Raw genomic sequence first — 14683 nt, forward strand, 5'->3', positions numbered from 1 at the left:
GATGACGGAGTGCTCGGGGGGCTAGCCGCTATGCGCCGGCAGCGAAGGCCGCGAGAGCACTGACACATGCTCCCCCGGCTCGACGAACATCCCATGCGACTCCGCCCACTTCCCCGCCTTCTCGCTCGCCGTCAGCATCGTCAGGAACGGGCTCAGCAACAGCCCCAAGGTCACCGGCGCGAGCCACGCCGCGGTGATCGGCGCGAACGGCGTGACCAGCAACAGCGCAACCCCCACCCCGACATGCCAGCGATAGCGCGGCATCACGTCCGCCAGCGACAACTCGTGCGCATCGCGGTTCTGCGGCGCCCAGCCGGACTTGCGCCCCATCAATATCCCGGCGAGATCCATCGTCTGCGTCAGCGCGATCACCGGCGCGGACAGCATCGAGAACGGCACGTCGACCAACACCGACCGCACGATCCCCCGCCGCCCGCCAAACCCCGCGCGACGCTCCGCATTCGAGATCGCCCAGACCACGCTCAGCAGCTTCGGCCCGAACAGCAGTAGCAGCGTAACCACCAGCACCTGTAGCGAGGTCTGCGCCTCGACGATGTTGCGCTCGCCGATCAGCGCCTGCACCACGCTCGTCGCGATCATCAGCAGCCACACCGGCGAGGTGATGAACGCCGACGCACCCATCAGCAATTGCAGCCGGCTGACCCAGTGGAACCCCGACGAGGTCAGCAAGCTCAGATGCTGGATATTCCCCTGCGCCCAACGCCGATCGCGTACCGCCGCGTCGATCAAGGTCGGCGGATATTCCTCGAACGTCTCCTCGGTCATCAGCATGTGCACGCGCCAGCCGCGCCGCCGGAGCAGCGCCGCCTCGACCATGTCGTGGCTCATGATGACGCCGCCGAACGGCGCGCGGCCGGGAAGGTCGGGCAGACCACAGCTCGCCGCGAACGCCTCGATCCGGATCATCGCGTTGTGGCCCCAGAAGGTCGCCTCCGAGCCCGACCACCAGACTAGACCTGCGGTCGAGATCGGGCCGTACAACCGACTGGCGAACTGCATCCAGCGCTGGAAGAACGTTACACCGTTGATCACCGCAGGCACGGTCTGGAGCAGCGCCACCGCCGGCCGCCGTTCGAGCACCTGCGCCATGCCGATGATCGTGTTGCCGCCCATCAGGCTGTCCGCGTCGAGCATCAGCATGTAGCGATAGCCGCCGCCGAACCGCCGGATCCACTCGGCCACGTTGCCCGGCTTGCGGCCGACGTTCACGGTCCGGCGCCGGTAATAGAGTGCGCAGTCGAGCGTCGGGGCGAGCCTCTGCCACGCGGCCACCTCGGCCGCCTCCGCCGCTTCGCCCGAGTCGCTCAGAATGAAGATATCGAACCGATCGGCGACGCCGCCAGCCGCGATCGCGCGCGCCGTCCACGCGATCCGCTCGAACACCGCATCGATATCCTCGTTATGCACCGGCATCAGGATCGCGGTGCGGCCTTCGAGCGGTTCGGACTGGCGCGGTGTCGGCACGAACCCCGGATGGCCGCCGGTCATCAGCAGGACGAAGCCAATCGCCGCGTTCATGAAGCCGAACGCGATCCACGCGAACAACGGGAAGAACAGCGCCAGCAACACCGCGTCCCACAAGCTCAGCCCGTCGGCGAGCAGCGATTCCTGCACCGCGGACGATGCCGCGGTGGCGAGCAGCCCGGTCATCAGGATAAGGATGATCCGGCGGGCGAGCATATCGTCGTTCGAGACGACCATGCCCGGCCCCGGCTCGGGCGCGGACCAGGGCGGCGGCGGCCCGTCGAAACGCTGCGGGAGCATCTCGATCGGCGACTCGCCCGGCATCATGGCGGGAAGGTCGGGCATCAGAAGATCGGCGTCAGCACGGTTTCGCTGAGTGCGCGACCGCCGCGCGTGAGGAACAACCTGACGTCGGCCGGGCCCTGCGCATCCGGCGCGACGTCGGCGGTCACGCGCCAGCGGTTCTTCTGGCCGACCACCGGATACGCCGCGTTGGCGAGCACCTTGCCGCGGACGACGTCGATCTTGGCGGTCACGCCGCTCTGCCGGTCGAGCCCGGCAAGACCGTCGCCGATGAAGTCGACCACGAGCTTTCGCGCGCCCTTGACCGGCTCGGCGCCCGGTCGGCCGGCGACGCCCTGCCAGCAATCGACGACATGCGCGGTCGCGGCGATGGCGGTCGGATCGGTCGATTTCCACGACAGCGTGTAATCGAACTGCAACCGCTGCCCGGCCTTGGCGGGCGCGGCCGGGGTCCAGAACGAGACGACGTTGTCGACCGTCTCGCTGTTGGTCGGGAACGCGTAGAGCATCACCGCGCCCTTGCCCCAGTCACCCTGCGGCTGGATCCACAGGTTGGGTCGGCGGTCGTAGAACGCGCCGTCATCCTGATAGTGATCGAAATTCCGGTCGCGTTGGATCAGCCCGAACCCCTTTGGGGCCTGATCCGCGAAGCTGTCCAGCGTATCGTGCGGCGGGTTGTTGAGCGGCCGCCAGATGCGTTCGCCCGCGCCGGTGAGCAGCGCGAGGCCGTCCGAATCGTGGATCTCGGGGCGCCAGTCGACCGCAGCGGCACGATTGCCTTCACCGTACCAGAACATGCTGGTCGCAGGCGCGACGCCGAGCCGTTCGATGTCGCGGCGGATGTTCAGGACCGACGAGACCTGCTGTTCGACGCCCGCGCCAGCGACATGCCGCGACTGGAAGCGGTACGCGCCGGTGACGCTGGCGCCGTCCATCAGCGCGTAGATCGTGTAGGCGTCGGTGCCGGTCCGCTCGATCCAGAATTCGGTGAAGTCGGGAAACTCCTCGCGGCCGGGCAGCCCGGTGTTGATCGCGAGCCCGCGTGCCGACAGGCCGTACTGGTCCTGCGATCCGGCGGTGCGGAAGTAGGACGCGCCCTGGAACGCCATCCAGTCGCTGGTCCCGCCCAGCGCCATCGCGCGAAACCCGGCGATGCCGAGCGCGGCGGCGTGGCCCTCTTCGGCCTCGAACAGGTCGCGCGAGAACGCGATGCGGCGTGGCTGCCCGTTCTCGACGACGTTGATCGCGACCGGCATCGGCGCATAGCGACCGAGCGGGAACAGGCGGATGCTGCCCGCCAGCGTCTTGTCGGCGCGGAAGCGGATGCTGCCGACCTTGTCGTAATCGATCGCGGCTGCAGCGGCGACCTTTGCGGGGGCCTGGTACGGCTTGGTGGCCAGCGTGGCGGCGCGCTGCTGCAGCGCCTCCCACGAAAAGGGCTCGGCCTTGCCAGGCGCTGCACGCATCGCCGCGGCGGCCTGCGGGAGGACACCCAACAAACCCAGCGCGGTCATTACTTCGCGTCGACCGATCATGCAGAGCGCTCCCTCGTCATCATGCTGCAACGCGGTAGCATAAGGACATCGCGCGCGCGCGTCGACAGGTCCCGCCGAGGGCGCGCCTTACCGCGCGACGCGTCGCCAGCGGGCGCTGACCTGGACACGGTCGTGGATGTGGTGGCCGACGATGACCAGCACCGCGCCGCCACTTGCGCAGAGGAAGCCGATGGCGGCGAGCAGGATCGCGAGTGCGCCGGTTGGGGAGTGGAGACGCGCGAGCGTGTGGATCGCAGTAACGGCGATCGCGAGCGACAGGATGCCGCTCGCGCGGAGGCTGAGGTCGGTGCGAAGGCGGCGGAGGTCGGTGCGAAGGCGGCGGAGGTCGGTCATGCGACGCTTCAGCTATCGCTCGCCGCATAAGCGTTCGAGATCGATTTTGCGGGGGAGCCATAGTGTTCGCGTAGTGCGCACCCCCGTCATCCCGGCGAAAGCCGGGACCTCGCGCGGCAGGGGCGACCTATGGCAGGGAGACTCCAGCTTTCGCTACTGCAGGGGGTTGGGCTTCATTACAGGCGGACCGCCCGCTTCCTTGTTCTCCCGCGAAGGCGGGAGCCCAGTCTGGATCCCCGCCTTCGCGGGGAAACAAGCTTTCTGCCTATGGAAATGTTAAGCGGCGACCAGCAGCCGGTACCCAATCCCGAGTTCGTTCGCGATGACCGTTCCAACGCCCCCCGTCCCTTCCAGCTTCTGCCGCAAATTCCGCACCACGATGCGGAGATATTCGATCCGGCGGTCATGATCGGTCGGCCACGCAGCCTCCAATATCCGCTGATGCGTCACGACCCGCCCCGGATGCGCGGCCAGCGCCGACAGCACGTCGAACTCCTTGCGCGTCAGATGCGCTTCCTCATCCCCGCGGCGGACCAACCGGTGCTCAAAATCGATCTCCACCCCATGCGCGCGCAATACCGTCGGCCGCGATGTCGCCTCGCCGCGCCCCCGCAACGCCACCCGCAACCGCGCGAGCAACTCCTCCGTATCGAACGGCTTGGTCACATAATCCTCGGCGCCGAGATCGAGCGCCGCCACCTTCTGGTCGGTCGCCTCGCGCGCGGAAACGACGAGGATGATCGGATCGCCCAGTTTCTTCAGTAGCGGTACCAGTTCCAGCCCATCACGATCCGGCAACCCCAAGTCGAGCAGCACCGCGGTCAACGGCCGGCTCGCCGCAACCCGCAAAGCCTCGCGCGCGTCGACCGCCTCCTCGACGCCGTATCCTGCCCGCTCCAGCGTATTCTTCAACAGCCGGCGAATATGCAGTTCGTCGTCGACGATCAGCACCGTCTGCACGCTCATAGATTCGCTCCATCGGTGTCACGGACCAGCAGCGCCACCGGGAAGCACAGGCTGAACTGCGCGCCCGTCAGGTCTTCGCGGTTGCTGGCTTCGACGCTCATCCCCATCGCTTCGGCGAACGCCTTCACGATCGCAAGCCCGAGTCCCGTCCCGCCGATCGCGCGGTCGGAGCCTTCGAGGCGGCGGAACGTCTCGAACACCTCCTTCTCGCGGCCCGGCGGCAAACCCGGCCCCTGGTCGATCACCGACAGCCGGAGCATGCCGAACCGGTGCTCGGCACGCACGATGATCGGCGTGCCGGGATCGGCATAGCGCCCGGCATTGTCGAGCAGGTTGAGCAGGCAATGGTGGAGCAACTGCGGATCGACGCGGACCAGAGGCAGGTTCGGCGCGACGTCGAGTTCGATCGCATGACCTTCCAGCACGCGCTTCGTGTCGTGCACCGCGCCCGCCACCGCGTCGGTCAGATCGGTCGGCTCCAGCCGCAACCGGAGCGCGCCCGCCTCGACCCGCGCCATGTCGAGCAGATTGCCGACGAACCGGTTGAGCCGCGCCGCCTCGCTCTCGATCGTCGCGATCAGTTCGGGGGTGACGCCGCGGTGCAGCTCCGCCGCCGCCGCCATCACCGAGGTCAGCGGCGTACGCAGGTCGTGGCTGACCGACGACAGCAGCGCGGCGCGCAACCGATCGCGCTCGCGCACCGCATCGACATCGCGCATCTCGACCTCCAGCCGCGCGCGTTCGAGCACCAGCGACGCCTGATCGACCAGGCTCATCAGCAACGGCAACTGGTCCGACCGCACCGGATCGCCGCCCGCCTCACGCGCCAGCCCGAGCACCGCCAGCGTCCGCTCGCCCGAGCGCAACGGCTGGAAGAACCACTCCGACGCCGCCAACGTGCCCGACCCGCGTCCGGCCGGGGCACCGGTATCATACGCCCATTGCGCGGCCGCCATCTCCATTGTCTCGAGCCGGTAATCCACGCCGTTCGCGGCCTGCACCGCGAGGCCCGTATCCTCCGCGACGAGGATGACGGCACGCACGCCGAACAACCGCCCGATTTCCTCGCAGATCGCGCGGGCCAGTGCGACCGGCTCGTTCAGCGAGGTCAATTGGCGCAGGAAGCCGGCGAGCGCGGCGTTGGTGCGCGCGCTGGCGGCGGCGATATCGGCCTGCGCACGAACCCGAGACGTGAGCTGGCTCGTCACGAACGCGATGCCGAGCAGGACTAGGATCGAGATCACGTTCTCGGGATTGTTGATCGTCAGCGTGCCGGTCGGCGGCAGGAAGAAGAAGTTGTATGCGATCGACGAGGCGATCCCGGCGAACAGCCCGGTACGCAGGCCGAACAGGCTCGCCGCGGCCATCACCGGCAGCAGGTACAGCAGCGCGACGTTGCCGAGGTTGAGGATGTGGAACAACGCGCTCGCCACGCCGGTGACGCCCGCGACCATCGCGGTCGTCCAGGCATAGCCCGCCTTGCTGCCCCAATCGCCGGTGCGTTTTCTGCCGGTCGGCGCCGCAGTGCCCACCTCCATCGGCAGGACGTGGACCGCGATCCCCGGCGTCTCGCGAACGATCCGGTCGACGACCGAGCCGTGGCGCAGTTCGAACCAGCGCGAGCGGGCCGACTTGCCGACCACGAGTTGCGTCGCGCGCGCCTCGGCGGTGAAGGTCTTGAGGCCGTCGACCACCGACGTCGCGGGGACGGTCGCAACATCGCCGCCAAGCTGGGTCGCGAGGTTGAAGACGGCGGCGAGCTGCCGGTGCTCGGGCTCGCCGAAAGTCTGCGCGCGCGGCGTCTCGATATACACCGCGGTCCACGGCGCGTGCATCGCGTCGGCGACCCGCTTGGTGGCGCGGACGAGGCCGAGCGCGCCGGGCAGTTCGCTGATCGCGACGACGATCCGCTCGCCGCCCGCCCAGGTGCCGCCGACGCCAAGCGCACGGACGTGTTCGAGCATCTGCGCATCGACGGCCTGCGCAGCGCGGCGGAGCGCGAGTTCGCGTAACGCCGACAGGTTCGACTTGGAGAAGAAATGCGAGAGGGCTCGCGTTGCCTCTTGGGGCAAGTAGACCTTGCCCGCCTTCAGCCGCTCGATCAGTTCGTCGGGCGGGATGTCGACGACTTCGATCTCGGCCGCCTCGACGATGCTGTCGGGGACGGTCTCGCGGACGCGGACGCGGGTGAACGAAGCGACGACGTCGTTGAGGCTCTCGATGTGCTGGATGTTGATCGTCGAATAGACGTCGATGCCGGCGGCGAGCAGTTCCTCGACGTCCTGGTAACGTTTGGGGTGGCGGCTGCCCGGCGCGTTGGTGTGGGCGAGTTCGTCAACGAGGACGAGCGTCGGCGCGCGTTCCAGGATCGCGTCGAGGTCCATCTCGTCGAGCGTGCGGCCTTCGTACGGGATCGCTTTCCGCGGGATGATCTCGTGGCCTCGCGTGAGCGCTTCGGTTTCGACGCGGCCGTGCGTCTCGACCACGCCGATGACGATATCGACGCCCGCGCGGCGGCGTTCGGCGCCTTCGGAGAGCATCTCGTAGGTTTTCCCGACACCGGGGGCGGCGCCGAGGAAGATCTTCAGACGGCCGCGACCCTCCTGCGACGCCTGTCGCAGAAGGGCCTCGGGAGATGGTCGTCCGTCCTCGTTCAACGTGCGCCCGTCGCGTCCAGCGCTCGGTTGAGTGCGAGGACATTGACGCGCGGCTCACCGAGGATGCCGAGCAGCGGGCCGTCGACGTTGGCCGTGACGAGTGCTCGGACCTTATCAGCCGGCAAACCGCGGGTACGCGCGACGCGAGCGACCTGGGCGTAGGCCGAGGCTGGCGACAGATCGGGGTCGAGACCCGACCCCGAGGCGGTGGCGAGATCGGCCGGCAGCGGTCCGGTCACGCCTTCCGCGCGGCGCTTGGCGACGTCGGCCTTGGTGCGATCGACGAGCGCCTGGCTGGTCGGCCCGAGGTTCGATCCCGACGAGGCGAGGCCGTCATAGCCCTTGCCGGCGGCCGAGGGACGCGTCTGGAAATAGCGGTCGCTGGTGAAGGCCTGCCCGACGACGGTCGAGCCGATCGCCTTGCCGTTGGCCATGACGAGGCTGCCGTTCGCTTGGCTGGGGAAGGTTGCCTGTCCGATCCCGGTCATGGCGAGGGGATAGACGATCCCGAGCAGCAACGCGAACAGGAACGTCATGACGAACGCGGGGCGGAGGGCGGAGGTGAAATCGGAGGTCATTGGATGCTTCCTTCTGCCGTCACCCCAGCGAACGCTGGGGTATCGTGCCGCGAACGGCGCACTTCGGGGAGGGAGACCCCAGCTTTCGCCGGGGTGACGGGGTTAGGTTGGGTGGCGGCGTCCCACCCAATTCCGTCATGCCGGGCTCGTTCCGGCATCCACCGTTCCGCATAACCAAGGGCCGATGAGCGTGCGGAACGGTGGACCCCGGAACAGGTCCGGGGTGACGGAGTGGGTTGGGATGGCTGAGTGGCTGACGTCATCATGCCAGCCCCAGCGCGCCGATCAGAAGGTCGATGAGCTTGATCCCGACGAACGGAGCGATCAGGCCGCCCAGGCCATACACCGCCAGATTGCGCGCGAGCAGCGGCCCCGCCGCCATCGGCTTGTACGCCACGCCCTTGAGCGCGAGCGGTACCAGCATCGGGATGATGATCGCGTTGAAGATGATCGCCGACAGGATCGCGCTTTCGGGCGAGCCAAGCCGCATCACGTTGAGCACGCCGAGCCCCGGATAGAGCGCGACGAACATCGCCGGGATGATCGCGAAATACTTCGCCACGTCGTTCGCCACCGAGAAGGTCGTCAGCGCACCGCGGGTCATCAGCAACTGCTTGCCGAGGCCGACGATCTCGATCAGTTTGGTCGGATCGCTGTCGAGGTCGACCATGTTGCCCGCCTCGCGCGCCGCCTGCGTGCCGGTGTTCATCGCCACGCCGACATCGGCCTGCGCGAGTGCCGGCGCGTCGTTGGTGCCGTCGCCGCACATCGCGACCAGCCGCCCGCCCTGCTGTTCCTTGCGGATCAGGTCGAGCTTGTCCTCAGGCGTCGCCTGCGCGAGGAAGTCGTCGACGCCCGCTTCGGCGGCGATCGCAGCGGCGGTGAGCGGGTTGTCGCCGGTGATCATCACCGTGCGGATGCCCATCGCCCGCAGTTCGCCGAAACGCTCGCGGATGCCCGCCTTGACGACGTCCTTGAGGAAGATCGCGCCGAGCAACCGGCCATCGCGGGCCACGGCGAGCGGGGTGCCGCCGGCGCGCGCGATCTCGTCGGTGATGCGGCGCAGTTCGGTGGCGGCGGCGGTCGCCCCTGCCCCCGGATTGGCCTTCAGGATCGAATCGACCGCCCCCTTCTGGATCAGCGAACCATTCACCTTCACGCCCGAGATGCGAGTCTGAGCCGTGAATGGAATGACCTCCGCATCGTCCGGCAACGCCCTCGTCGTCACGCCGAACTTTTCGCGCGCCAGCACGATGATCGAGCGGCCCTCGGGCGTCTCGTCGGCGAGGCTCGCCAGCAGTGCCGCTTCGGCCAGCTCCTCGTCGCGCGTACCGCCAACCGAGCGGAATTCGCTCGCCTGACGATCGCCGATCGTGATCGTGCCGGTCTTGTCGAGCAGCAGCACGTCGATATCGCCCGCCGCCTCGACCGCACGCCCGGACTTGGCGAGCACGTTGAACCGCACCAGCCGGTCCATCCCCGCAATCCCGATCGCCGACAGCAATGCGGCGATCGTGGTCGGGATCAGCGTGATCAACAGCGCCGCGAGGATCGCGACCGGCACGCGGCCGCCCGCATAGCTCGCGAACCCGGGGATCGTCCCGACCGCGATCAGGAAGATGATCGTCAGCCCGACGAGCAGTAGCGTCAGCGCGATCTCGTTCGGGGTCTTCTGCCGCTCGGCGCCCTCGACCAGGGCGATCATGCGGTCGAGAAAACCTTCGCCGGGATTGGCGGTGACCTTGACGCGGATCTCGTCGGAGATGACGCGCGTGCCCGCGGTGACGGCGGAGCGATCGCCGCCCGCCTCGCGGATCACCGGTGCGCTCTCGCCCGTGATCGCGGCTTCGTTGACCGAGGCGACGCCCCAGACGACTTCGCCGTCCGCCGGGATCAGGTCGCCCATCGTCACCAGGACGATGTCGCCCGAACGCAAAGCACTGGCGGGGACGGACTCGACCTGATCACCTTTCATGCGGCGTGCGGTGAGTTCGGCCTTGGTCGCGCGGAGTGACGCGGCCTGCGCTTTGCCGCGGCCTTCGGCGAGCGCTTCGGCGAAGGTGCCGAACAGCACCGTGAGCCACAGCCAGATGACCAGCTGGATCTTGAAGCCGACCGACAGCCCGTCGCCGCCGAAATTGACGAGGATCGTCAACAGCGTGGCGACCACCGCAGTGACGAACATCACCGGGTTGCGGATCAGCTGCCGGGGATCGAGTTTCCGGAAAGCGTCGCCGATCGCCGGGATGATCAAGTCGGCCGTGAACAGCGACTTGGTAGGGGTGCGTGCCATTTTGGCTTGTCCCGTCAGAAGGTTTTGCCGCTGATCATCGCGAGATGATCGGCGATGGGACCGAGCGCGAGGCTCGGCAGGAAGGTCAGGCCGCCGACGATCAGGATGATCCCGATCAGCAGGCCGACCCACAGCGCACCCGTCGTCGGGAACGAGCCTGCGCTTTCCGGCGTGTATTTCTTGGCGGCGAGCGAGCCTGCGATGGCCAGCATCGGCACGATAATGAAGAAGCGCCCGAGCCACATCGCGACCCCCAGCAGGCCGTCATAGTAAGGCGTCGCTGCGGTCAGGCCCGCGAACGCCGAGCCGTTGTTCCCGACCCCGCTGGTGAAGGCGTAGAGGATCTCGGTGAACCCGTGCGGCCCCTTGTTGAGCGGCCCGGCAAGCCCGGCGGGCAGCACAGCGCTGAGCGCGGTGAAGCCGAGGATGACGAGCGGCAGGATCGCGATCGCCAGCACCGCCAGCTTCACTTCGCGGCTTTCGATCTTCTTGCCGACATATTCGGGCGTGCGGCCGACCATCAGGCCGGCGACGAACACCGCCAGGATGGCGAACAGCAGGAAGCCGTAGATGCCTGCGCCGACGCCGCCGATGACGACCTCGCCGAGCTGGATGTTGAGCAGCGGGATCATGCCGCCGAGCGCGGTGAAGCTGTCGTGCATCGCGTTGACCGCACCGCACGATGCCGCCGTCGTGACGACCGAGAACAGCGCGGATGCGGCGATCCCGAAGCGGACCTCCTTGCCCTCCATGTTGCTCCCTGCAACGCCGATCTGGTGCATGATCGGATTGCCCGCGGCCTCCTGCCAATAGGTCACGGTCACGCCGGCGAGGAACAGGATGACCATCGCCGAGAGGATCGCCCAGCCTTGCCGTGTGTTGCCGACCGCCTTGCCGAACGTCCAGGTGAGCCCGAAACCGATCACGAAGATCGAGAGCATCTGGATCAGGTTGGTCAGCGCGGTCGGGTTCTCGAACGGATGCGCCGAGTTCGCGTTGAAGAAGCCGCCACCATTGGTGCCGAGCATCTTGATCGCCTCCTGGCTCGCCACCGGACCGAGCGCGAGCGTCTGCTTGAGCCCCTCCAGCGTGGTCACGTCGACGGTGGCGGCGAGCGTCTGCGGCACGCCGCTGGCAATCAGGAACAGCGCATAGACGATCGAGATCGGCAGCAGCAGGTACAATGTGACGCGCGTCGCATCCGCCCAGAAATTGCCGATCGTCGTGGCCGATCGCCGTGCAAACCCGCGGAACAGCGCGAACGCCAGCGCGATGCCGGTCGCCGCCGACAGGAAATTGTGGATCGTCAGGCCGAACATTTGGGCAAAGTTCGACATGGTGGATTCGCCACCATAGCTCTGCCAATTGGTGTTGGTCGTGAAGCTGATCGCGGTGTTGAACGCGAGGTGCGGCGCGAGGCCAGCGAGGCCTTGCGGGTTACCCGGCAGCACGCCCTGCAGGCGCAGCACCGCATAGGTCAGCGCCATCAACGTCGCGTTGAACAGGAGCATGTGCAGCGCGTACCGACGCCAGCCCTGCTCGGCCTTCGGATCGATGCCGGCAAGTTTGTAGAAGCCCGTTTCGACCGGGCCGAGGACGGCGTGGATCGGCGTGCGGCGGCCTTCGTACAGCGCGAACAGCCACAGGCCGACGGGTTTGGTCAGCGCCAGCAAGATGCCGACGAAGCCGAGGATCAGGATCCATCCCTGGAATGTCATGGAAGCGCGCTCCTAAAAGCGTTCGGGACGGATCAGCACCGCCACGAGATAGAAAAGCAGCCCGAGCGCGACGATCGCGGCGAGCCAGAGGTCGAGGGTCATGGCTGCGTCCTCACGCGTTGTCGCACAGGCGGACATAGGCCAGCGTCGCCGCCACCAGCCCGACCATGATCGCTATCCAGAGAAGGTCCTGCATCGGTCGTTCCTCTTCAGAAGGCGGCGGTAAGCGAGGCAACCACGGTGCCGTCGGCGATCGATCCGGTACCGTCCTGTCCGCGGGAGAAGTTCGGCTGGAGATACGCCGCACTGCGACGCGTGATGTCGGTGTCGACATAGCTGACGTTGAAGGTCAGGTTTTTGTACGTGGCGTCAGCACCGAGCGACCAGTCCCAGTACTCGCCGGTCGGCGTCACGCTGGTCGCGTTCGGGCCGAGGCCGTCATTGCCCCAGCTATGCCCGATATGCGCCTTGGCGGTCAGCGGCGTGCCGGCGATAGCGAACGCGCCGTCGCCGGTGAGGTAGAGATTGTCGGTCTTGGCGCCGGGATTGGTATAGACGCCCGCGGCCGCATCGGCGCCGGTGCGATACCATTTGCCGAGTGCCTGCTGCTTCGGCGCATAAAAGGCGCTGGCGGTCAGCGTCGCCGGGCCGGTCGTGCCGCTCAGCTTCACATAGGGCTCGGCGTAATCCGTCTTCGAGGCGCCGCCCGGATACATGTACCAGGTCAGCCCGACGTCGAGCGTCGCGTTGGGGCTGAGCTTGTGCTTGTAGCCGCCGATCAGGTCGAGCTCCATGTTCGAGCCGCCGAACGTGCCCCAACCCGACAGGTTCGAACCCCAGGCGCCGACATACACGCCGCTCTCGTGCGCGATCGTCAGCCCGCCCTGGATCGCGCCGTCCTTGTCCGACTGCGACACGCCGCGCAGGCGATAGTCGGTGGCCAGCGTCACCGAACCGGAGACGGTGACGGGAGCGGGCGGCGCGGTATCCTGCGCGAGCGCGGGCGTTGCGAGACCGGTCAGGATACCGGCGGCGGCGGCGAAACGAAGAATGTGCATATGGTCCCCATGCGCGCGCCGCCGAAAGGATGGCGGTTCGCGAGGACTGGCAATTAGGCGCCGGCCGCGTAGCAATTCGAGATCGATTGCCGGGCCGGCGCGTATGTTTTGCGTAGTATTGTCGGAATTATTAAGCGGCGCGGCTCTCTTTCGTCGCCGCGATCACAAACCCTCGCCGCCGACCCATTGCGCGTTGGACAGGCGGCGGGCGAGGTCCCAGCTCTGGACGCGGATATCGGGCACCGCGACCACCTCCCACAGCCCGCCGCGGGTCATCGGGCCGATGCAGTGGATGCGGTCGTCGGGCGTGCCATCGGCGCGAATCGCGCGAGACTGCGCATCGACGTCGACGCCGAGCCGCAGCGGATCGGGTTGGATCAGCCCGGCGGCGAGCAGATGCTTCACGAGCGGCTCCTCGGAGCGCAACAGATCGCCCTGCGGCCCGGTGCAGTTCACGATCCGCGCGGCGCGTGTAACGACGGTGGCGGTTTCGCCGCGTGGTCGCCAGGTCAGCTTTGCCTGCGGTCCGTCGGCCTCGGCGGCGACGATCTTGCCCGCTGCGAAGGTCAGTCGGCCGGTCGCGACAAGCGCCTCGACGCGGTCGGCGACGGCCGGCGCGAGGCGGTGGCGATGGACGTCCCAATAGGGGCGCAGGTGACGGAGGAAACGGCCGCGCAGGTCTTGCGACGCTGCCGACCACAGCATCTGCGTGACCGGGCGAAGCTCGTCGACAGCGCACCGCCAGCCTTCGACCGCGGCCCTTGCGCGGACATGACGGACGAGGTCGGTCAGCCCGCCCTGCGGCTTGTCCGACACGCCGCGGTGCGCGGGGGCGCCGTCGACATGGCGGCGGGGCGACAATCCGCGGCGCGAGGTGGCGAGGATGTGGCCTGCGAATCCCTGCGCATCGAGCAACAGCGCCGCGTCGATCGCGGTCAGCCCGGTTCCGACCAGCACGACGGTATCGTCCGCGCCCAACCCCTCGGCGAGGTCGGCCGCCCACGGGTCCGCGCAATACACGCCCGCCGGTAAAGTATCCGGCTTCAAGCCCGGTGGCGTGTGCGGTGGCAGATTCCCCAGCGCGAGCACCGCGGTATCGGCGGCGATCTTTCGCCCGTCCGCCATCGTCAGCGTGACGCCGTCGCCGGTCACCGGCTCGATCGCGCAGACCTCGCCCTCGACATGCACCAGCCGTCCGTCCGATCCCGCGATCGCCGCATCGAGCAGTTCGCGCAGGTACGCGCCATAGGTTGTGCGCGGGACGAAGGTCTTGCGGTCGCCCTTGCCGTGCGCTTCGAGCCAGCGGACGAAATGATCGGGATCGTCGGGCAGCGCGCTCATGTTGCCCGCGCGGACGTTGAGCAGGTGGTCCGGATGCGCTGCACTATACGCGACGCCGCGCGCGAGCTGCCGGTCGCGGCGCTCGATCAGCGTCACCCGGGGCCCCTCGTGGCGCATCAAATTGACCGCGAACAGCGCGCCGGAAAAGCCGCCGCCGACCACGACGACATGATCCTCGGGCCCCGCGATCCGCGGCATCGTCGTACGCTCGTCCATCTGTTCGCTCACCCGTGCTGCCGCGGGAAGCCATGCCCGATCAGAGCCGGCTAGCCCAGCCCCTGCTCTAATCCTCCCCCGCCAGGGGGAGGTGGCTGGCCCTTGCCAGACGGAGGGGGAGGAAAGGAAAACAGCCGTTCCGTGTCCTCCCCCTCCGTCACCTTCGGCGACACCTCCCC

At 67.9% G+C, this 14683-nt stretch carries 11 protein-coding genes; all 11 read right to left on the minus strand.

What is annotated here, in order from left to right:
- Nucleotides 1-21 precede the first annotated feature (21 nt).
- The gene (gene mdoH, locus U1737_RS11105; protein ID WP_332796826.1) at nucleotides 22-1830 is read right to left on the minus strand and encodes a glucans biosynthesis glucosyltransferase MdoH; all 1809 of its coding nucleotides are present in this window, start codon (nucleotides 1828-1830) and stop codon (nucleotides 22-24) included.
- Nucleotides 1830-3323, minus strand: coding sequence for an OpgD/OpgG family glucan biosynthesis protein (locus tag U1737_RS11110; RefSeq protein WP_332796827.1), 1494 nt, complete (start codon nucleotides 3321-3323; stop codon nucleotides 1830-1832). The genes mdoH and U1737_RS11110 overlap by 1 nt, the downstream gene beginning before the upstream one ends.
- An 87-nt stretch (nucleotides 3324-3410) precedes the next feature.
- Complete coding sequence (locus U1737_RS11115) at nucleotides 3411-3677, minus strand: hypothetical protein (protein WP_332796828.1); 267 nt, start codon at nucleotides 3675-3677, stop codon at nucleotides 3411-3413.
- A gap of 276 nt (nucleotides 3678-3953) precedes the next feature.
- Entirely contained in the window at nucleotides 3954-4643 is a 690-nt protein-coding gene (locus U1737_RS11120) for a response regulator transcription factor (RefSeq protein ID WP_332796829.1), read from the minus strand.
- Entirely contained in the window at nucleotides 4640-7300 is a 2661-nt protein-coding gene (locus U1737_RS11125; RefSeq protein WP_332796830.1) for a DUF4118 domain-containing protein, read from the minus strand. The genes U1737_RS11120 and U1737_RS11125 overlap by 4 nt, the downstream gene beginning before the upstream one ends.
- Nucleotides 7297-7878, minus strand: a complete 582-nt coding sequence (kdpC, locus tag U1737_RS11130; RefSeq protein WP_332796831.1) for a potassium-transporting ATPase subunit KdpC — start codon at nucleotides 7876-7878, stop codon at nucleotides 7297-7299. The genes U1737_RS11125 and kdpC overlap by 4 nt, the downstream gene beginning before the upstream one ends.
- Before the next feature lie 262 nt (nucleotides 7879-8140).
- Nucleotides 8141-10171, minus strand: coding sequence for a potassium-transporting ATPase subunit KdpB (gene kdpB / locus U1737_RS11135; RefSeq protein ID WP_332796832.1), 2031 nt, complete (start codon nucleotides 10169-10171; stop codon nucleotides 8141-8143).
- A gap of 14 nt (nucleotides 10172-10185) precedes the next feature.
- Complete coding sequence (kdpA, locus tag U1737_RS11140) at nucleotides 10186-11889, minus strand: potassium-transporting ATPase subunit KdpA (protein WP_332796833.1); 1704 nt, start codon at nucleotides 11887-11889, stop codon at nucleotides 10186-10188.
- A 12-nt stretch (nucleotides 11890-11901) separates the two neighbouring features.
- Complete coding sequence (kdpF, locus tag U1737_RS11145) at nucleotides 11902-11991, minus strand: K(+)-transporting ATPase subunit F (RefSeq protein WP_055875324.1); 90 nt, start codon at nucleotides 11989-11991, stop codon at nucleotides 11902-11904.
- Nucleotides 11992-12098: 107 nt separating this feature from the next.
- Nucleotides 12099-12947, minus strand: coding sequence for a TorF family putative porin (locus U1737_RS11150; RefSeq protein ID WP_332796834.1), 849 nt, complete (start codon nucleotides 12945-12947; stop codon nucleotides 12099-12101).
- Between the two features lie 162 nt (nucleotides 12948-13109).
- On the minus strand, nucleotides 13110-14504 hold the full coding sequence (locus tag U1737_RS11155; RefSeq protein ID WP_332796835.1) for an FAD/NAD(P)-binding protein: 1395 nt from the start codon (nucleotides 14502-14504) through the stop codon (nucleotides 13110-13112).
- Nucleotides 14505-14683: the final 179 nt, after the last annotated feature.

It is taken from the genome of Sphingomonas fucosidasi (assembly GCF_036663855.1).
GTDB lineage: Bacteria > Pseudomonadota > Alphaproteobacteria > Sphingomonadales > Sphingomonadaceae > Sphingomonas > Sphingomonas faeni_B.